At 64.3% G+C, this 18,307-nt stretch carries 18 protein-coding genes; 8 read left to right on the top strand and 10 right to left on the bottom strand.

Annotated features, from left to right (window positions below; translation table 11 throughout):
• Positions 1 to 134: 134 nt before the first annotated feature.
• From P9A16_RS13410 to P9A16_RS13380, 7 genes are all read right to left on the bottom strand, one after another.
• Positions 135 to 395, bottom strand: a complete 261-nt coding sequence (locus P9A16_RS13410) for a hypothetical protein (protein ID WP_023514984.1) — start codon at positions 393 to 395, stop codon at positions 135 to 137.
• 55 nt (positions 396 to 450) lie between these two features.
• Positions 451 to 705, bottom strand: a complete 255-nt coding sequence (locus tag P9A16_RS13405; protein WP_023514983.1) for a hypothetical protein — start codon at positions 703 to 705, stop codon at positions 451 to 453.
• Positions 706 to 1,338: 633 nt separating this feature from the next.
• Positions 1,339 to 2,508: a M20 aminoacylase family protein gene (locus P9A16_RS13400; RefSeq protein ID WP_023513579.1), complete on the bottom strand. Its 1,170-nt coding sequence runs from the start codon at positions 2,506 to 2,508 to the stop codon at positions 1,339 to 1,341.
• A 1-nt stretch (position 2,509) separates the two neighbouring features.
• Positions 2,510 to 3,328 (bottom strand): ABC transporter permease subunit, encoded by an 819-nt coding sequence (locus P9A16_RS13395; RefSeq protein ID WP_023513578.1) that lies wholly within the window; start codon positions 3,326 to 3,328, stop codon positions 2,510 to 2,512.
• Positions 3,328 to 4,056 (bottom strand): ABC transporter permease, encoded by a 729-nt coding sequence (locus P9A16_RS13390; RefSeq protein WP_023513577.1) that lies wholly within the window; start codon positions 4,054 to 4,056, stop codon positions 3,328 to 3,330. The genes P9A16_RS13395 and P9A16_RS13390 overlap by 1 nt, the downstream gene beginning before the upstream one ends.
• 62 nt (positions 4,057 to 4,118) lie before the next feature.
• Positions 4,119 to 4,901, bottom strand: coding sequence for a transporter substrate-binding domain-containing protein (locus tag P9A16_RS13385; RefSeq protein ID WP_023513576.1), 783 nt, complete (start codon positions 4,899 to 4,901; stop codon positions 4,119 to 4,121).
• A 28-nt stretch (positions 4,902 to 4,929) separates the two neighbouring features.
• Positions 4,930 to 5,703, bottom strand: a complete 774-nt coding sequence (locus P9A16_RS13380) for an ABC transporter ATP-binding protein (protein WP_023513575.1) — start codon at positions 5,701 to 5,703, stop codon at positions 4,930 to 4,932.
• Between the two features lie 212 nt (positions 5,704 to 5,915).
• Between P9A16_RS13380 and P9A16_RS13375 the strand changes: the two genes are divergently transcribed.
• The 5 genes from P9A16_RS13375 (at position 5,916) to P9A16_RS13355 (ending at position 11,364) form a co-directional block, all read left to right on the top strand.
• Positions 5,916 to 6,794, top strand: a complete 879-nt coding sequence (locus P9A16_RS13375; RefSeq protein WP_023513574.1) for a dimethylarginine dimethylaminohydrolase family protein — start codon at positions 5,916 to 5,918, stop codon at positions 6,792 to 6,794.
• Positions 6,795 to 6,804: 10 nt separating this feature from the next.
• Complete coding sequence (locus tag P9A16_RS13370) at positions 6,805 to 7,443, top strand: TetR family transcriptional regulator C-terminal domain-containing protein (RefSeq protein ID WP_023513573.1); 639 nt, start codon at positions 6,805 to 6,807, stop codon at positions 7,441 to 7,443.
• A gap of 31 nt (positions 7,444 to 7,474) precedes the next feature.
• On the top strand, positions 7,475 to 8,665 hold the full coding sequence (locus tag P9A16_RS13365; protein WP_023513572.1) for a pyridoxal phosphate-dependent aminotransferase: 1,191 nt from the start codon (positions 7,475 to 7,477) through the stop codon (positions 8,663 to 8,665).
• Positions 8,662 to 10,269 carry a 5-guanidino-2-oxopentanoate decarboxylase gene (locus P9A16_RS13360; RefSeq protein WP_023513571.1) on the top strand — a complete coding sequence of 536 codons (1,608 nt, stop codon included), beginning with the start codon at positions 8,662 to 8,664 and terminating at the stop codon, positions 10,267 to 10,269. Before P9A16_RS13365 ends, P9A16_RS13360 begins: the two co-directional genes overlap by 4 nt.
• Before the next feature lie 312 nt (positions 10,270 to 10,581).
• On the top strand, positions 10,582 to 11,364 hold the full coding sequence (locus P9A16_RS13355; RefSeq protein WP_037405859.1) for a hypothetical protein: 783 nt from the start codon (positions 10,582 to 10,584) through the stop codon (positions 11,362 to 11,364).
• A gap of 46 nt (positions 11,365 to 11,410) precedes the next feature.
• Here P9A16_RS13355 and mscL read toward each other — a convergent pair whose 3' ends face one another.
• Positions 11,411 to 11,851 carry a large conductance mechanosensitive channel protein MscL gene (gene mscL, locus P9A16_RS13350; RefSeq protein WP_023517275.1) on the bottom strand — a complete coding sequence of 147 codons (441 nt, stop codon included), beginning with the start codon at positions 11,849 to 11,851 and terminating at the stop codon, positions 11,411 to 11,413.
• A 185-nt stretch (positions 11,852 to 12,036) separates the two neighbouring features.
• Between mscL and P9A16_RS13345 the strand changes: the two genes are divergently transcribed.
• Complete coding sequence (locus P9A16_RS13345) at positions 12,037 to 15,528, top strand: PAS domain-containing hybrid sensor histidine kinase/response regulator (RefSeq protein WP_023516638.1); 3,492 nt, start codon at positions 12,037 to 12,039, stop codon at positions 15,526 to 15,528.
• 3 nt (positions 15,529 to 15,531) lie between these two features.
• On the opposite strand, the gene P9A16_RS13340 is transcribed toward P9A16_RS13345, so the two are convergent.
• Both P9A16_RS13340 and P9A16_RS13335 read right to left on the bottom strand, forming a co-directional pair.
• Positions 15,532 to 16,185 carry a response regulator gene (locus P9A16_RS13340; protein WP_023516639.1) on the bottom strand — a complete coding sequence of 218 codons (654 nt, stop codon included), beginning with the start codon at positions 16,183 to 16,185 and terminating at the stop codon, positions 15,532 to 15,534.
• A gap of 69 nt (positions 16,186 to 16,254) precedes the next feature.
• Positions 16,255 to 16,683 (bottom strand): hypothetical protein, encoded by a 429-nt coding sequence (locus P9A16_RS13335; protein WP_023512399.1) that lies wholly within the window; start codon positions 16,681 to 16,683, stop codon positions 16,255 to 16,257.
• Between the two features lie 109 nt (positions 16,684 to 16,792).
• Between P9A16_RS13335 and P9A16_RS13330 the strand changes: the two genes are divergently transcribed.
• Together P9A16_RS13330 and P9A16_RS13325 are read left to right on the top strand one after the other, a co-directional pair.
• On the top strand, positions 16,793 to 17,140 hold the full coding sequence (locus P9A16_RS13330; RefSeq protein ID WP_023512400.1) for a DUF952 domain-containing protein: 348 nt from the start codon (positions 16,793 to 16,795) through the stop codon (positions 17,138 to 17,140).
• Complete coding sequence (locus P9A16_RS13325) at positions 17,140 to 18,225, top strand: quinone-dependent dihydroorotate dehydrogenase (RefSeq protein ID WP_023512401.1); 1,086 nt, start codon at positions 17,140 to 17,142, stop codon at positions 18,223 to 18,225. Before P9A16_RS13330 ends, P9A16_RS13325 begins: the two co-directional genes overlap by 1 nt.
• Positions 18,226 to 18,307 lie beyond the last annotated feature (82 nt).

Below are 18,307 nucleotides of genomic sequence, written 5' to 3'. Positions count from 1 at the left end.
CCTCCGCCCACGTTGCCGCACCGCGACAATCGCCCGCGTGCGGCATTTCGGCCGGCGCTGCCTTGGCCAAAAACGAACAAAGCTCCCGGGGGCGGAACCGGGAGCCTTGGCGGCGGTTGGGAGAACTCTCTTCGCTAGTTGGCGACCGCTGTACGGTCGAGGCCAGGATAGTAGTCGCCGTTGGCGGGACCGACCCGGCGGGTTGTGGTTTCCGTCCGGGGATAGACGTAGCCGTTTGCCATGCGGGCCTGGCGCTTGGCTTCGATCATCCGGTCTTGCTTGGCGCTGGGCCAGGTGCCTTCGTAGTAGCTGCCGCCGGCAAGGGCGGCCGAGCCGCCGAACAGCGAGGCTGCGAGCAACGAGACGGCGAAGGTTGTGGTGAGAGACTTGCTCATCGTTTCATTCCTTGATCAGTCTTGGGAGGTGGTCTGGTTGTCACACGATCGGCGTTCAGCGGTCGTCCCGGTCAAGGCCCTTGTAGTAGTCGCCCTTGGCCGGGCCGACGGCTACCTCGATCGACGCGGACGCTGCTTCGCCGTTGCCGACGCTCTGCGTGGTGACGGGGTCGATGGTCTGGCTCTGCGCCTGGTCGCGGTCGACGCTACGATAGTAATCACCGTCACCGCCTGCGAGCGCTGCGGTGCTGCCGTAAACGGATGCGGCGAGGAGGGCGGTTACAAAGGTCGTGCTCAAGGTTTTGGTCATTGTCTTGTTCCTTTCCATATAGGCATCGTGAAACTGCGGGTCGGTTTCACCGTGGCTGCGCAGATCGCCTGCCATCGGTGGCGACGGGGACGATCCGGCGGATTGCCGCAGGGCGCGCCCGGGTGGCGCTCGCCGGGTTCTTTCCTTCAATAGGGTTCGGCATCGTCATGTCCTTCCGTCTTCCAGAAGCAGCTCCGCCGCCTCCGTGAAATAAAGATGGTCCCTCAATTTGCGGGATGGAAGGGTCTAAAATTGGAAAAAGCCGTCAACGTTTTTTGAACAATCAAAACGGCAGCGGCGACGCACAACCAAATAGGTAAAAAACGACAAAACCGTCCAATCGGACGGTTTTGCATCGAAAAATTCTTACGGCCTAAACATTTGATTGATATGGAAAATAATCGCGAACCACCTCCTGGAAGGGCGGGGGCACACGCGAAGGCTGCGGCAGAAAAAGACTGCATTCACAATTGCGGCATGGAAAACCGCTGCGCTGGTTTCAAGAGTTTCACGAATGTGTGAGGAGCAAAAAACCGCGCCGAAATCGCTTCCAGCGCGGTTTGAACTGTGTCGAGATTGTGTCGGACAGCCGGACCTTGCGGCCGCGTCACAAGCCGAATCCGTCGATCGGACCTAGCCGGCGCGTAGATAATGTTCGACCAGTTCCGTCCAGAAGGCCGCGCCGACCGGCAGGAGGTCGTCGTTGAAATTGTAGCCGGGGTGATGCAACGACTTGTCGTTTTCGCCACCCTTGCCGCCAAGGAAGAAGTAGGTACCCGGTCGTTCCTTCAACATATAGGCAAAGTCCTCGCTTCCCATGAAGGGGCGAGCGAGATCGATGACCTTGTCGGCACCGGCAAAGCGGATGGCGAGGTCGCGCACGAGATCTGTCTCGGCCTTGTGGTTGACCGTCGCATCGTAGAAGCGCTGGTAGTTCACCATGGCGCTCATGCCATAGCTCTCGGCCTGGCGTCCGGCGATCAGGCGGATGCGGCGTTCCAGCTCGTCGCGCACATCAGGATCGAAGGAGCGGATGCCCACGACGATCTCGGCCCGGCTCGGGATGATGTTGCTCGCAGAGCCCGCATGGAACGAGCCGACCGTCACGACCGTCGGGTCGAGCGGATGGATGTTGCGCGAGACGATGGTCTGCAACGCCATGACGATCGACGCGCCGCAGACGATCGGGTCGAGCGTCTCCTGCGGTTCCGCGCCGTGGCCGCCGACACCGTTCACCGTGATACGCGCCTCATCGACCGCCGCCATGATCGGGCCTTCGCGCAGCGCGAACTGGCCGAAAGGCAGACCCGGCTCGTTGTGCAGGGCAAAGACGGCATCGCAGGGAAACCTGTCGAACAGCCCCTCCTCCACCATGATCTTCGCACCGCCGAAATTCTCCTCCGCCGGCTGGAAGATCAGATGCACGGTGCCATCGAAATTGCGCCGCTCGGCAACCGCCTTGGCCGCCCCGAGCAGCATGGCCGTGTGCCCGTCATGGCCGCACGCGTGCATTTTCCCCGGCGTCTTGCTGGCATAGGGAAGACCGGTTTCCTCGAAGATCGGCAGTGCATCGATATCGGCGCGGATGCCGATCGACTTTCGGCCGGTGCCGTTCACCAGCGTCGCGACCAGGCCGGTTTTCGCAAGACCGCGCGTAACCTTGTAGCCGTAGCCTTCGAGATGGCGTGCGATGACATCGGAGGTGCGGACCTCTTCCAGGCCCAGTTCCGGATGTTCGTGCAGGTCGCGACGGATCGCCACCATTTCCGGCATGGAATTCTTAAGGGTCGTATGGATCGTCATGTCAGGCACCACGCGAAGGGATTTTGCTTTCGAAGTAGCGGAAGGCCATCACCAGGATGGCGGTGAGGCAGAGATAGATGAGCGCCAGCAGCAAGAGCGGCTCATAGGTGAGATAGGTTGCCTGCCGCACCTTGGAGATGACGGCATAGGCGTCGATCACGGTGATCGTCGCGACGAGCGGCGTCGATTTCAGCTGCAAAACGGTTTCACCGTTCAGCGTCGGCAGCGCCCGGTAGACGGCGCGGGGCAGCCAGATGCGGCGGAACAGGGTGAAGCGGCTCATGCCAAAGGCGCGCGCAGCCTCGAGTTCGCCCGGCGGTACGCCAGCGAAGGCGCCACGCATCACCTCGCCCTCGTAGGCAGCGAAGGAGAGGGTCAGCGCAGCGACGCCATAGGGCCAGGACTCGCGCAGATAGGGCCAGAGGAAGGAGTTGCGGATTTCCGGAAACTGTGGAAACAACGAGCCGAGGCCGTAATAGAGCAGCCAGAGCTGCAGCAGCAGCGGCGTGCCGCGGATGATGGTGCAAAAGCCCTTTGCCAGCATTTTCAGCGGCCATGGTCCCGTCACCTGCACAAGGCCGATCGGCACGGCGAGGAGAAAGCCGAGGATCGAGGTCGAGAACAGCATCAGCAACGTGACGCCGACGCCATAGGCGAGCGCCCTGGAATAGTTCGGTACCCATTCCCAGCGCATGAACCAGACGATGCAGAAAACGAAGATTGCGGCGATCGCCATCAACACGATGCGATGGGGCTTGAAGAAGCTCTGCTTGCTCGGCAGCGCAGTGAGCGCCATGGCGGAGACGGTCTCGTCGGCCATCACGCAGCCCTCACCATGCCGCGCCGATAGTGGCGCTCGATAAGGCCGATCAGCACGTTCGAGACCAGCGTGATGATGAGGTACAGCACACCGGCAGCGCAGAAGAAGAGCAGGTAGGACTTGGTGCTTCCCGCCGCCTGGCGTGTCACCAGCGTCAGCTCGGAGAAGCCGACGACGGCGAGCAAGGCGGTGTCCTTGGTGGCGATGAGCCAGAGGTTGGAGAGACCCGGAATGGCATGCGGCAGCATCGCCGGCAGCGTGATGCGGCGCATGATCTGCACCGGCGGCATGCCATAGGCACGCGCCGCCTCGATCTGTCCTGCCGGCACCGCCTTGATCGCGCCGCGGATGACCTCGGTGGAATAGGCACCCTGCACGACACCAATGACGAAAATGCCCGCCGCAAGGCCGCTGATATCCACCTGCCCCCAACCCAGAGCGGCGGAGATCTGGCTCAGCACGTCCGTACCGGCATAATAGAGGATAAGGATCAGCACGAGCTCGGGCACGGCGCGCACGAGCGTCGTGTAGACCTCGAGCAGATCCTTGGTAACCGGCCCGCCATAGAGTTTACCCATGGCGCCGCCCGTGCCGAGGACGAGGCCGAGCCCGTAGCCGCCGATAGCGATCTGGATGGAGTTCCAGAGCCCTGCCAACATCACGCCGCCCCAACCGGGTGGTTCGAGAGCGAGCAGGCTCCAGTTGATCAGCGATCCGGCATCGGCCATGAGACTACGTCCCTTCGAGAAAAACGCCGGCGGCTCGCGCCGCCGGCTCAGCAAGAGGACGATCAGCCGCCGTAGATGTCGAAGTCGAAATACTTCTTGGAGAAGGTGTCGTAGGTGCCGTTCTCGCGGATCGCCTTGATGGCGGCGTTGATCTTGTCCTTCAGCTCCGTCTCGCCCTTGCGCAGGCCGACGCCGACGCCGAGACCGAGAACTTCGGGATCATCCTTGACCATGCCCTTCATATCGCAGCAGGCAGCACCCTGCTCGGACTTGAGGAATTCCAGCATCGCGACGGAATCGGCCTGCACCGCATCGATACGGCCGGCGGCGAGGTCGTTGTTGGCCTCATCCTGCGTCTGGTACTCCTTGATCGTCGCGCCGGCGGGCGCGAAATACTTGTTGGCATAGACCTGGTGGATGGTTGCCACCTGCACGCCGAGCGTCTTGCCGGCAAGGCCCTCCGGCGTCGGCTCGAACTTGGCATCCTTCGGGCCGATGACGCCCGGCAACGAGTTGTAGTACTTGTCGGAGAAGTCGATGGTCTGCTGGCGCTCCGCGGTGACCGACATCGAGCCGATGATCATGTCGATCTTGTTGGTGGTCAGCGCCGGGATGATGCCATCCCAGGCAACCGGCGTGACGACGCAGTCGAGCTTGGCCTCGGCGCAGATCGCCTTCATGAAGTCCACTTCCCAGCCTTCCCAGTTGCCCGAGGCGTCGGGCGAGGTGAAGGGCGGGTAAGGCTCGGCGGCAAAACCGACGCGGACCTGCTGGGCTGCAGCGCCCGAGATGGCGGCAAGCCCGATCGCGGCGGCAAGGGCGATTGTCTTTACGGCACTCTTCATGATCTTCCCTCTGTTGGTTTTTTGCTTCTCAGTGGATGGAGCTGATGAACTTCTTCAGCCGCTCCGATTTCGGCGATCCGAACAACTCGTCCGGCGGGCCCTGTTCCTCGATGACCCCGTTCGCCAGGAAGACGACGTGGCTCGCCACGTTCCGGGCGAACTTCATCTCGTGCGTGACGAGGATCATCGTACGCTTTTCCTTGGCGAGGTCGCCGATGACGGACAGCACCTCACCGACGAGTTCGGGATCGAGCGCGGAGGTGGGCTCGTCGAAGAGCATGACATGGGGCTGGATGGCGAGAGCGCGGGCGATGGCCGCACGCTGCTGCTGGCCGCCGGAAAGGAAGGCGGGATAGGCATCGCGCTTCTCATACAGCCCGACGCGGCGCAGCAGCGTCTCGGCGCGGTCGATCGCCTCGTCCTTCCTCACGCCCAGCACATGGACCGGCGCCTCGATGACGTTTTCCAGGATGGTCATGTGCTGCCAGAGATTGAAGCTCTGGAACACCATGCCGAGACGCGAGCGCAGGCGCTGTACCTGCTTGCGATCAGCCGGCATCATGCCGCCGTGGCCGTCGTTCTTCATCGCGATCGTCTCGCCATGGATAGTGACCGAACCGGCGCTCGGCAGCTCCAGCATATTGATGCAGCGAAGGAAGGTGGACTTGCCCGAACCCGAACCGCCGATGATGGCGATGACGTCGCCCTCATGCGCGGTCAGTGAAACACCCTTGAGAACTTCAAGCGGCCCGAAGCGCTTGTGCAGGTCCCTGACCGCGATTGCCTCGGCGCGTTCCGTCATCGCGGAGCGGTCTCCGGCGCACGGAAAATCGATGCATGACCCATGCCAAATTCCCCTGTTTTTCAGCGTTCCCGCGGGCATCTTCGGCCCGTCGTGTCCTCTTGTGGAAAGCATCGTGGCACTTGTTAAGAAATTATTCAAGCGTATAATAGGCTGATCGCTGACTTTTCTGGCAGCGCCTGTCCACGATGATTTTCTCCCGGGAGTATTGAATGACCGCCTACGGTTCGCAGGAAATGTCGGCCCCCCTGATGCGTGTTCTGATGCGCCGCCCCGGCGCCAGCCTGAAGGGCGCCGATGCCGCCAAGTGGCATTACGGCCCGACCTTCGACGGCGCCCGTGCGGTCCACCAGTACAAGGCCTTCGCAGCGCTTGTGGAGAAATCCGGCACCGAGATCATCTGGCTGGAGGATGAAGGCGACGGGCTCGCCGACGCCATGTTCACCCATGATCCCTCGCTGATGTCGGACCACGGCGCGATCCTCCTGCGCATGGGCAAGCCGCTGCGTGTCGCCGAAACCGCACTGCACGAAAAGGCCTATGCCGAGCGCCAGATCCCGATCCTCGGCCGTATCGAAGGCGAAGGCACCGTGGAAGGCGGCGACTGCATCTGGCTCGATGCGAAGACCCTCGTCATCGGCCGCGGCGTGCGAACCAATCAGGAAGGCATCGACCAGATCACGAAGATCCTCGCCCCCCATGGCGTCACGGTTCTCGCCTACGACCTGCCGCTCTGGCAGGGCGAGGAAGCCTGCCTCCACCTGATGAGCGTGATGAGCCCGCTGGCGGACGACCTTGCCCTCGTCTTCGCCCCGCTGCTACCGGCCGCCTTCTACCAGCTCCTCAAGAAGCGCGGCATCCGCCTCATCGAGGCACCGGCCGACGAATTCCATGCCAGCAACGGCCTGTCGCTCAACGTGCTGCCGACCCGGCCCTACGAGGTCATCATGGTCGAAGGCTTTCCGGCCACCAAGGCGGCGATGGAAGCGGCAGGCTGCACGGTGGAGACCTTCGAGGCCGACGCATTGTGCATTGCCTGCGAAGGCGGCCCGACCTGCCTGACGCGGCCGGTGCTGCGCCGCGCCGCATAACGAGGAAATCATGGCCCGCCGGACCTTCCATCGCGCCCCCGAGGCCGAACGCCGCCACGACCTGATCGAGGCGACGCTCGACTGCATCGCGGAGTATGGCCTTGAAGGCGCGACGGTCCGGCAGATCGCCATCAAGGCGGGCGTGACGGCGGGTCTCATCCGGCATTATTTCCAGTCGAAGGAGCATATCCTTCAGGAGGCCTACCGGATCGTCATCGGCCGGCTCACCGAAAAGGCCGAGCGGGTGACGGGTGATCCGGAAACGCGGCTGCGCGACTTCATCGTCATCAACCTGACAGAGCCGGTCGCCAACAGCCGCAGCCTCTCGCTCTGGGCTTCCTTCATCAGCCGCGTCAGCGTCGATCCGGAACTCGCCGCCATCCACCGCGAGGGCTACCTGAGTTTCCGCAACGCGCTGGAGGGCTTGCTCGGCGATTTCCTTGCGGCGCGCGGTGAGGATGCCTCGCCGGAGCGTTGCCGCAGGCTCGCCATCGCAATCAACGGCCTGCTCGACGGCCTGTGGCTCGAAGGCTGTCTGGCCGGCGAACTCTTCGGGGAAAGCGAACTCGTCGAGATCGCGCTGACCTCGATCGAAACCCTGCTCGGGCTGCGCCTGAGACCGGTCGACGCCAACCGCGCCGATCGATAAACGACACTCAATGGAAATGCGGAGGACGGCCATGCGCTATGCATCCATCACAGATCGGCTTGCCAATCTCGGTTCTGAAAAATGGGCCATCCATGCCGAAGCGCGGCGCATGAAGGCCGAAGGCCAGACGATCATCGAACTGACCATCGGTGAGCCGGACGTGCCGCCGGACCCGACGCTGCTGGCCGAAGCCGTGCGCACCATGCATGCGGGTCGCTACCGCTACTCCAACGGCCGCGGCGAGCCCTCCGTGGTCGACGCGCTGGTGCGCAAGTACCAGAAGCGCCGCAACGACGTGACCGCCGCCAACGTGCTCTGCTTCCCCGGCACGCAGACCGCCCTCTTCGCCGTCATGCTCGGCCTCGTGGAGACCGGCGACGCGGTGCTCGTCGGCGACCCGCTCTATGCGACCTACGAGGGTGTCATCCGCTCGACCGGTGCCGAGCGCATCGCCGTGCCGCTGCGCCCGGAAAACGGCTTCCACATGAAGGCGGCCGACCTCGAGGCCGCCATCACGCCAGCCTGCCGGGTGCTGCTGCTCAACACGCCGCACAACCCGACCGGCGCGGTGCTGAGCGCCGCGGAGATTGCCGAGATCGGCGCCGTCTGCCGCAAGCACGATCTCTGGATCGTCTGCGACGAGGTCTATGAACAGCTCGTCTTCGGCGCGACCTTCGCCTCGCCCTTCGACAATCCGGACCTTGCCGAGCGCACCATCGTCGTCTCCTCCATTTCGAAATCCCATGCCGCGCCAGGCTTCCGCAGCGGCTGGGCGATCGGTCCGGCGGACTTCTGCACCCGGCTGCTCTCGGTCTCCGAAACGATGCTGTTCGGCGGCCAGCCCTTCATCGCCGACATGACGGCCTATGCGCTCGACAACCCGATCGCGACCGCCGCGACGATGCGCCAGAGCTACAAGGCACGTGCCGCCCGCTTCGCCGAAGCCCTGTCTCTGGCGCCCGGCCTCGTGCCGCTGCCGCCGGAAGCCGGCATGTTCATCGTCGTCGACGTCTCCGAAACCGGCATGAGCGGCGAGGATTTTGCCTGGGCGCTCCTGCGCGAGGAACTGGTCGCGGTCATGCCGGGCTCCTCCTTCGGCGACGAGGCGGAAGGCTTCATCCGCCTCAGTCTCACCGTGCCCGATGCCCATATCGACGAGGCCTGCCGGCGCATCACCGCACTAGCCACCCGTTCCACCATGCCGAAGGAGCGCCGCGCATGAGCACGAAAACCGTTGGGGAAGTTCTCGTCGACCTTCTGGAGGCAAACGGCGTCGAGGTCGTATTCGGCATTCCGGGCGTGCACACGGTCGAGCTCTACCGGGGCCTTGCCGCCTCGAAGATCCGCCACATCACACCGCGCCACGAGCAGGGCGCCGGCTTCATGGCGGATGGGTATGCGCGCGTTTCCGGCAAGCCGGGCGTCGCGCTGGTCATCACCGGTCCGGGCCTCACCAACACCATCACGGCGATGGCGCAGGCGCGGCAGGATTCCGTACCCATGCTGGTCATCTCGGGCGTCAACCGGCGCGATTCGCTCGGCCACGGCCGCGGCCTGCTGCACGAGCTGCCGGATCAGCAGGGCATGATGAAGACGCTCGCCCTCTATTCGCACACGCTGCTCAATCCCGCCGACCTGCCGCTCGTCATGGAGCGCGCCTTTGCCGTCTTGCTTTCCGGCCGCCCCGGCCCGGTGCATATCGAAATTCCGACCGACGTGATGGCAAAACCCATCGAAACCGGCCGTTTTCCCGCCGCCGTTGCCACGCGTCCGCGCGCCGATGCGGAAACCCTGCAGCGCGCCGCCATCCTGTGCACCAATGCCTCCCGCCCCGTCATCCTCGCGGGCGGCGGTGCGATTACGGCGGAAGAGGAAATCCGTTCGCTCGCCGAGCGGATCGGCGCACCCGTCGTCACCACCGTCAATGCCCGCGGCATGCTTGCCGGCCATCCCTTGCGCGTGCCGGCAAGCCCCAGCCTCAAGGCCGTGCGGCGTCTGCTTTCCGACGCCGACCTCGTCGTCGCCTTCGGTACCGAATTCGGCCCGACGGACTATGACATCAATGTCGACAACGGCTTCCCACGGCTGAAATCGCTGATCCGCATCGATATCGATACCGCCCAGCTTGCCCGCACGCCGCAATCGGGGCTGTCGATCTTCTCCAGCGCCAAGACGGCGGCAGCCGGCATGCTCGGTTTCCTCGAAGGTCACAAGGCAATCGGCAACGGTGCGGCACGCGCCGAAACCGCCCGCAAGGGCGCGTGGAACGAGCTGACGGCGAAGATGCAGGCGGAAATCGGCGTCATCGACGCCATCTGGCGGACGCTGCCGAAAGCCATCGTCGTCGGGGATTCCACCCAGGCCGTCTATGCCGGCAACTACTATTGCGACGCACCGCGCCCGCGCAGCTGGTTCAACGCCGCAACCGGTTACGGCGCGCTCGGCTTCGCCCCGCCCGCCGCCATCGGTGCGGCCCTTGCCGAGCCGGATGCGCCGATCATCTGCCTCGTCGGTGATGGCGGGCTGCAATTCTCGCTCTCGGAGATCGGTTCGGCGGCGGATGCCAGCGCCCGCGTCGTCTTCCTCGTCTGGAACAATGACGGCTATCAGGAGATCGAGAACTACATGGTCGATGCCGGAATCACACCAGAAGGCGTGAAGCCGTCCGCACCCGACTTCGTCGCCATCGGCACCGCCTATGGCGTGCCCTCCGAGCGCCTCGCCGATGTGCGCGACCTGCCGACCGCGCTGGAAAAGGCCGGCGGGCGCAAGGGCCCGAGCCTCATCGAAATCCACCAGACGAAGACGGCCGGCGCCACGGCCTGATTCGCAGCGGCACAAGAGCTGCACCGCCGCTGCGCGGGCGCCTGCAACGGTTCGGCGGCATGAAAACCCGGAAATACCCGGGTTTTCATGCCGGTGGCAGCGCTCCCGGTTCTCCCGGCTTTGCAAACCGTCGTTTATTTGTCATGGATGACGCCGCCGCCGGTCCCCTTTGTGCCGACGGTCATCGGGAACGGACTCGAGTACAGGTTGGCGGACCAGCAGACATTTCCACGACCGGTCTATGAACGGGGCCCACCCCGCGCGCGACCCCCAGCACCCTCGCTCCTCCAGAGGGCGCTCGACCTGGTGCCGATGCGCGACTTCGCGGCTGCGCATATCGGCTTCACCGGCCGGTTCAACCGCGCCGTCAAGCGTCTCGATCGCGAAGGAGGCCCCGCCATCCTCGCCGCCCAGGGGCACTTTCATTTCGGCGAACGGCTGGTCATCCCCATTGCGACCAGCCACCTGACCACGCGGCTGCGCGACAACATTTCCGATCGCGGGCGGCTACGCTGGATCGGCACGCACTTCCTCGACGGCAGCGACTGGAGCCGCATCGTCGAGCCGCTCGAAAAGTCCTCCTCCCATGTCGAGATCACCGAACTCTTCGAGACGCGGCAGGATTTTCGCGCAGGCGCGCGCTATCAGGCCTATGCCAAGCGCATCAAGGATGGCGCAACGGTCAAACGCAACCGCATTGCCATCGACACGATCGAAAAGCTCGACAATTTCTTCGAATATTACCTGGCGCTCATCGCAGACATCGAGAAGAACGGCATCGTGCCGCATTCCGATCTCGGCCTGCTCGGCCAGACCGGCCGGCGCCATCGCTGGACACGCACGCTCTGGCAGGATCTCGCCGAGCGCGATATCGGCGTGGCGATCGACGCCGAGGGCCGCCTTGTCCGCCACACCAACGGCAAGCACCGCACGGCAGCAGCCGTTGCGCTCGGCATCGAGCGCATTCCCGTCGAAATCCGGCTGGTGCATGCCGGCTGGCTTTTGCGCCAGGGCAAACGGCTCGGCCTTTCACCGGCCGATGCGCTCCTCGCCACGCTCGAACAGGCCCGCGCTACGGGCTGGCCTCCAACGTAAAAGGCCCGGCGAACCGGGCCCTTCGTATCAATCGGCTCAGGATGCTTCAGGCGACCGGACGGCTCTTCAGGAGATCGCGGATCTCGGTGAGAAGCAGCACGTCTTCCGGCGGCGGTGCGGGCTCGGCGGCACCGGCGGCCTTTTCCTTCTCCAGCGACTCGCGCATGCGGTTCACGCCCTTGATCATCAGGAAGATGATCCAGGCGAGGATGAGGAAGTTGATGAGCACAGTGATGAAATTGCCATAGGCAAAGACCGCGCCCTGCTCGCGGGCGGCGGCAAGCGACGTTGCCGTCACGTTGCTGGACAACGCGATGAAGTAGTTGGAAAAATCGAAACCACCCCCGGTCAATGCACCGACGATCGGCATGACCAGGTCGTTGACGACGGATTCGACGATCTTGTTGAAGGCCGCACCGATGATGACACCCACGGCGAGGTCCATGACATTGCCGCGGGCGATAAACGCCTTGAACTCATTGAGCATGAGGGTCTCCTGTTGCTGCGAAGCAAAGGCAACCTAGTTTAGTTTTTGCTGAGATGGAACTGCGTTCCATCAATATCTAGGGGTTTACACACCGGTCCTTTCCACACTCGACCTTCGACGCAATTTCCTTCCTCTCCGCTTTGGCCTATTCTCGCGTGAAAGGCCGAAGGACTGCGGGAGGAAGCATGCCGGGCTCGCTGATATTCGCCTTGGCGCTCGCCTATCTGCTGCTGCTCTTTGCGGTTGCAAGTTACGGCGACCGGAAGGCAAAGCGCACCGGCCGCACATCGAAGGGCCGGCCGCTGGTCTATGCGCTGAGCCTTGCGATCTACTGCACCTCCTGGACCTATTTCGGCGGCGTGGGCCTTGCCACGACCCATGGCCTCGAATTTGCGGGCATCTATATCGGCCCGATCCTGATGTTCACGCTCGGCATGCCGCTCATCCGCCGCATCGTGACGCTGGCCAAATCCGAACGCCTCACCTCGATCGCCGATTTCGTCGCCGCGCGCTACGGCAAGAATCCGGGCGTCGCCGCCGTCGTCGCCCTCATTTCGCTGATCGGCTACATCCCCTACATCGCGCTGCAATTGAAAGCCGTGTCCAGCTCGGTCTCGGCCATGGTCGATACGACCGGCTTCGGCATCGCCGCCTCTGGCGGCCTCATCGACCTGCCGCTGGTCGTCACGCTCTTTCTCGCGTGTTTTGCCATCGTCTTCGGCACGCGCCACACGGACGCAACCGAGCACCAGGACGGCCTCATCCTCGCCATCTCGATGGAATCGCTGGTCAAGCTCGTCGCCATCGCCTCGGTCGGCATCTACGTCATCTTCTTCATGTTCGACGGGCTCGGCGATCTCTGGCAGCGCGCGGCGGAGAACGAGCGCGTCATGCAGGCGCTGACCTACGAGACGCCGGTGGCACGGTGGATCCTGCTCATCGTGCTGTCCGCCTTCGCCATCGTGATGCTGCCACGCCAGTTCCATGTCACCGTGGTGGAGAACCGCACGGCAGGCGAGCTGCGCATGGCGGGCATCCTCTTCCCGCTCTATCTCGTCGCCATCAACCTCTTCGTGCTGCCGGTCGCCATCGGCGGCGTGCTCACCTTCAACGGCCAGGGCGATGCCGACCTCTATGTGCTGACCCTGCCCTTCGCACTCGACCAGCCGCTCCTGACGCTGGTTGCCTTCATCGGCGGCTTCTCCGCCGCCACCGCCATGGTCATCGTCGCCTCGGTGGCGCTCTCCATCATGGTGTCGAACGACATCGTCATCCCGGTCGTGCTCAGGCGCAGCCTCATCGGCGGTGTCGAGCAGCAGGACGACCTCTCGCGCATGCTGCTGCGCATCCGGCGCCTCGCGATCTTCTTCGTCTTGCTGCTGGGTTATGCCTATTACCGCGCCGCGACCGCCAATGCGGGCCTTGCCTCGATGGGCCTGCTCGCCTTCGCCGCAGCGGCGCAGGTCGCCCCGACGATGCTCGGCGGCCTCTTCTGGCGCAATGCCAATGCACGCGGTGCCATGGCCGGCATGATCTCCGGCCTCGTCGTCTGGGCCTACCTGCTGTTCCTGCCGAGCATCGGCGTCGCCGACAATGCCTATATCGCCGAAACGGTGCTCGGCTTCCTGTTTCCCGGCGCGACCATCTTCACCGGCGAGAACGCGGACCCGCTGGTCAACGCCACGCTGCTGGCCATGATGGTGAATATAGGCGCCTATGTCGTCGGCTCCCTCACCCGCAATCCGACCTCGCTTGAACGGCTGCAGGCCGGCACCTTCATCCGCTCCAAGCCGCGCCTCGAGCGGGCCTTCCGCGGCCGACGCACCAAGGTGACGGTCAAGGACCTCAAGACGACCATCGCCAAGTATCTCGGCGAGGAGCGCATGCAGCGCTCCTTCCATACCTATGAGCGGCAGGTCGGCCGCTGGCTGGAAGACAACTCCCCCGCCGACGCCGCCATCGTGCATTTTTCCGAGCAGCTGCTCGGCAGCGCCATCGGCTCCTCCTCGGCCCGCCTCGTGCTGTCGCTCGTGCTCCAGCGCATCGACGATACGCCGACGGATACGGACTGGCTGCTCGACCAGGCCAGCGAGGCCCTGCAATACAACCAGGACATGCTGCAGACGGCACTCGGCCAGATGGACCAGGGCATCGCCGTCTTCGACAGCGCCGGGAACCTCACCGTCTGGAACCGCCGTTTCCGCCAGCTGCTCGACCTGCCGGAATATGTCGGCCAGGTCGGCTTCCCGCTTTCCGATATCGTGGAAATCCTCGTCGAGCGCGGCGACATCGCAGCGGAGGAGCAGGAGGCCGTGGTGACGCGCACCATGACCTTCGACGAACCCTTCGCGCTGGTGCTGTCCGGCGGCGAGCGCATCATCGAAGTGCGCACCAACGCCATGCCGGAAAAAGGTTTCGTTTCCACCTATACGGACATCACCGACCGGGTGGCGGCCGATCGGGCGCTGAAGCAGGTCAACGAGACGCTGGAACAGCGCGTCGCCCAGCGCACCATCGAGCTCACCCGCGTCAACACGGAACTCGCCGAAGCGCGCGCTGCCGCCGAGGAGGCGAACATCAGCAAGACGCGTTTCTTCGCCGCCGCCGGCCACGATATCCTGCAGCCGCTGAACGCCGCCCGGCTCTATTCGTCGTCCCTCGTCGAACGGCTCGGCGAGACGGAGAACCGCGAGATGATCCACAACATCGATTCCTCGCTGGAATCGGTGGAAGCGATCCTCGGCGCCGTGCTCGACATTTCCCGCCTCGACACCGGTGCGATGAAGGCGCGCGTGCAGACGGTACCGCTGAAGGACCTGCTGAAACGCATCGAGACCGATTTTGCGCCGATGGCGCGGGCGAAGAACCTGAAATTCACCGTGCTCCCCTCCTCGCTCGCCATCCGCACCGACCCGAACCTCCTGCGCCGCGTCGTGCAGAACCTCGTCTCGAACGCCATCAAGTACACCAATTCGGGCAAGGTCCTCGTCGGCGTCCGGCGCAAGGGTGGGCACGCCTATATCCAGGTGCTCGATTCCGGCATCGGCATTCCCGCCTCGAAATTCCGAACGGTCTTCAAGGAATTCGCCCGTCTAGACGAGGGCGCGCGTACGGCACCGGGCCTCGGGCTCGGCCTTTCCATCGTCGACCGCATCTCGCGCGTGCTGTCGCATCCGGTCGAACTGCAATCGACGCAGGGGCGCGGCACCAGCTTCAAGGTGCGCGTTCCGATCGATGCCGCCGCAAGCCGCCACGTCGCCGACAAACCTGCCGCTGTGCCCGTCAGTGACGAGCCGCTCAAGGGCCTTCGTGTCCTCTGCGTCGACAACGAGCCGAAGATCCTCGACGGCATGCGGCTGCTTCTCTCGGGCTGGGGCTGTACCGTCACGCTTGCCGAATCGGTGGCCGCGGTTGAAGCCTTGGCCGCAACCACCGTCGATGCCGTCATCGCCGACTACCACCTCGACGACGGCACAGGCATCGCCGCGATCGGAAAGCTTCGGGCAGCGCTTGGCCGCGAGGTTCCGGCCCTTCTCGTCACGGCCGACCGCACGCCGGACGTGCGCGCGGAAGCCGAACGCGACAATATCCTCGTGCAGAACAAGCCTGTGCGTCCCGCCTCCATGCGGGCCTGGCTGACGCAGCTTTCGACGACGCAGCGGGAGGCGGCGGAATAGGCCTCAGGCGGCGGCCTGAGCACTGCCGATCTTGCCGAGCTGAATGACCGCCTGGGTGCGGCTGTCGACATTCAGCTTGAGGAGGATCGCCGAGACATGCGCCTTGATGGTCGCCTCGGAGACACTCAACTCATAAGCGATCTGCTTGTTGAGCAGGCCTTCGGCGAGCATGGCGAGCACGCGTGACTGCTGTGGCGTCAGCGTACGCAGCCGCGCGATGAGATCAGCAACCTCGCTGTCCTGCTCCGGCCCGCGCACATAGCCGCCGGGCGTATAGATGTTGCCTTCCAGCACCGAGCCAATGCCCTCGCGGATATCCTCGATGGAGGCGGATTTGGAGATGAAGCCGGAGGCGCCGAGATCGAGCGCTCGGCGGATGGTGGCCGGGTCGTCGCTCGCCGAGACGATGACGACCGGAAGGCTCTGGAATTCGGCCCGCAGCGAGATCAGGCCGGAAAGGCCGCTGACGCCGGGCATGGCAAGGTCGAGCAGCATGAGGTCGGCGTTCGGATTGCCGGCGGCGGCCTTGCGCGCCGCCTCGAAATCGCCGGCCTCGACGATGTCGGGATTGCCCGCCATTCCGGTCAGCGCCTGTTTCAGCGCACCGCGGAACAGCGGATGGTCGTCCGCGATGATGATCGTGAGTGCCGATGCCATGCGCTCCCTCCCAAGAGTAGACGGACCCGCGACGGACGCAACACGACCTCGGCCGGCGAAGGATGTCCGTTAGGTCTTTTGCGGGACCGCGTCTTTCCCGGGGGTGGTTTCCTCCTCACCCTCCTCCAGGTTTTTCACGATGCCCATGAACCTTTGCATCATCTTTTCCATGATGGTCATGGTCCGGTCAATCTCTTCATCCGTGGGTAGAGACGGTTTTGCGGTCGTCTCGCCCGTCACACCACCTTTTTCCAGCGCTTCGACACGCTTGGTGAGCAGGTCGAGCTCCTTTTCGAAGGCGGCGCGCTCATCTGCCGCCATGCGGCAGACGATCTGGCCCTCCTGCTCCCGGCACAGCGAAACCTCGCCCGTCGCCGTGTCGAGGCGGACAAAACCGCCGTCCGTCTTCTCCATGCGATAACGTCCCTCGCCCTCGGCCTGGGCCGAGCCCGCCACGAGGGCGACAACGAAGATGAAAGGCAGAGCGTGAATTCGCATGCAAAATCCTCCAAGAGCCGGTTTGCAGACCTGTCGCCGGTAGACATTCGCCGTTCTTTGCGGCAAGCGCTACCGTTGAAAAACAGCAGCCAGTGGAGGAACGGACGAGATGGCCAAAACAATCTACAAGATCGTTCCGGCAAGTCTGTGGCAGAAGGCGAAGGCGAACGGGATTTTCGAGGGCGCCGCCATCGACCTGTCCGACGGCTTCATCCACTTCTCCACCGCCACACAGGCAAAGGAGACGGCCGCCCGCCATTTCGCCGGCCAGGATGATCTCATTCTTGTCGCCGTCGATGGTGATACGCTCGGCGACACGCTCGTCTACGAACCCTCGCGTGGCGGCGATCTCTTCCCCCATCTTTATGCCGTCCTTCCGCTGTCCGCCGTGCTCTGGGAAAAGCCCCTGCCGCTCGGTTCGGACGGCGCCCACCAGTTTCCGGAGATGCCGCTCTGATGTCGCTCCTGTCCACGCTCGGCCGCAAGGGCCTCTTCCTCTTCGATCCGGAAACCGCCCATGGCCTCTCGATCGCCGCGCTGAAGGCCGGCGTCGTGCCAGCCTGCCCGGCCAAGGCCGATCCCCGCCTCGCGCAAACCGTCGCCGGCCTTGCCTTCCCCAATCCCGTCGGCATGGCCGCAGGTTATGACAAGAACGCCGAGGTGCCCGAAGCCCTCCTGCGCCTCGGCTTCGGTTTCACCGAGATCGGCACCGTGACCCCACGCGCCCAGGAGGGCAATCCGAAGCCCCGCATCTTCCGCCTGGTGCAGGACGATGCCGTGATCAACCGTCTCGGCTTCAACAATGCCGGCCATGCAGCGGCGCTCGAGCGCCTGAAGACCTGCCGTCGCGATGCGCTGATCGGCGTCAATATCGGCGCGAACAAGGACAGCGCCGACCGCATCGCCGACTATGTCGCCGGCATCCGCACCTTTTACGACGTGGCGCGCTATTTCACCGCCAACATCTCCTCGCCCAACACGCCCGGCCTGCGCGACCTGCAGGCCAAGGAAAGCCTGCATGCCCTGCTGTCGGCCGTGCTCGCCGCACGCGCCGAGGAAGCGACGAGAAGTGGCCGCCAGGTGCCGGTCTTCCTGAAGATTGCGCCCGACCTTACCGAGGAGGGTCTCGACGACATCGCCGAGGTCGCCCTCGCCCATCCGCTCGATGGCCTCATCGTCTCCAACACGACGCTGTCGCGAGTTGGCCTCAGCGACACGCGCCAGGCCGGTGAAGCAGGCGGCCTTTCCGGCAAGCCGCTCTTCGAGAAATCGACCGTGGTGCTCGCCAAGATGCGTCGGCGCGTCGGCGAAAACCTGCCGATCATCGGCGTCGGCGGCGTCTCCAGCGCCGAGACGGCGGCGGAGAAGATCCGCGCCGGCGCGGACCTCGTGCAGCTCTATTCCTGCATGGTTTACGCCGGTCCGACCCTGCCTGGCGAAATCGTGAACGGCCTCTCGCGCATTTGTGATCGCGAGCAGATCGCCTCGATTTCCGCGCTTCGCGGCACGCGCACCGCCCACTGGGCCGATCGCGCCCTCTGAGCGCCACACGGGAACCATAGTCGTCCTGAAGGGTTTCGTTCCTGCGGGTGGAGTGTTCGGCAAAAGCTGATTCGCATCGACG

The organism is Shinella sp. 838, from assembly GCF_029623935.1.
Lineage (GTDB): Bacteria > Pseudomonadota > Alphaproteobacteria > Rhizobiales > Rhizobiaceae > Shinella.
Note: the sequence above shows the minus strand (reverse complement) of the source record. Positions and strands in the feature narration are given on the sequence as shown.

Bases quoted from the DNA above. Each gene is read 5' to 3' on its own strand.
- P9A16_RS13410 (WP_023514984.1), bottom strand. From the start codon at position 395: ATGAGCAAGTCTCTCACCACAACCTTCGCCGTCTCGTTGCTCGCAGCC.
- P9A16_RS13405 (WP_023514983.1), bottom strand. From the start codon at position 705: ATGACCAAAACCTTGAGCACGACCTTTGTAACCGCCCTCCTCGCCGCA.
- P9A16_RS13400 (WP_023513579.1), bottom strand. From the start codon at position 2,508: ATGACGATCCATACGACCCTTAAGAATTCCATGCCGGAAATGGTGGCG.
- P9A16_RS13395 (WP_023513578.1), bottom strand. From the start codon at position 3,328: ATGGCCGACGAGACCGTCTCCGCCATGGCGCTCACTGCGCTGCCGAGC.
- P9A16_RS13390 (WP_023513577.1), bottom strand. From the start codon at position 4,056: ATGGCCGATGCCGGATCGCTGATCAACTGGAGCCTGCTCGCTCTCGAA.
- P9A16_RS13385 (WP_023513576.1), bottom strand. From the start codon at position 4,901: ATGAAGAGTGCCGTAAAGACAATCGCCCTTGCCGCCGCGATCGGGCTT.
- P9A16_RS13380 (WP_023513575.1), bottom strand. From the start codon at position 5,703: ATGACGGAACGCGCCGAGGCAATCGCGGTCAGGGACCTGCACAAGCGC.
- P9A16_RS13375 (WP_023513574.1), top strand. From the start codon at position 5,916: ATGACCGCCTACGGTTCGCAGGAAATGTCGGCCCCCCTGATGCGTGTT.
- P9A16_RS13370 (WP_023513573.1), top strand. From the start codon at position 6,805: ATGGCCCGCCGGACCTTCCATCGCGCCCCCGAGGCCGAACGCCGCCAC.
- P9A16_RS13365 (WP_023513572.1), top strand. From the start codon at position 7,475: ATGCGCTATGCATCCATCACAGATCGGCTTGCCAATCTCGGTTCTGAA.
- P9A16_RS13360 (WP_023513571.1), top strand. From the start codon at position 8,662: ATGAGCACGAAAACCGTTGGGGAAGTTCTCGTCGACCTTCTGGAGGCA.
- P9A16_RS13355 (WP_037405859.1), top strand. From the start codon at position 10,582: ATGCGCGACTTCGCGGCTGCGCATATCGGCTTCACCGGCCGGTTCAAC.
- mscL (WP_023517275.1), bottom strand. From the start codon at position 11,851: ATGCTCAATGAGTTCAAGGCGTTTATCGCCCGCGGCAATGTCATGGAC.
- P9A16_RS13345 (WP_023516638.1), top strand. From the start codon at position 12,037: ATGCCGGGCTCGCTGATATTCGCCTTGGCGCTCGCCTATCTGCTGCTG.
- P9A16_RS13340 (WP_023516639.1), bottom strand. From the start codon at position 16,185: ATGGCATCGGCACTCACGATCATCATCGCGGACGACCATCCGCTGTTC.
- P9A16_RS13335 (WP_023512399.1), bottom strand. From the start codon at position 16,683: ATGCGAATTCACGCTCTGCCTTTCATCTTCGTTGTCGCCCTCGTGGCG.
- P9A16_RS13330 (WP_023512400.1), top strand. From the start codon at position 16,793: ATGGCCAAAACAATCTACAAGATCGTTCCGGCAAGTCTGTGGCAGAAG.
- P9A16_RS13325 (WP_023512401.1), top strand. From the start codon at position 17,140: ATGTCGCTCCTGTCCACGCTCGGCCGCAAGGGCCTCTTCCTCTTCGAT.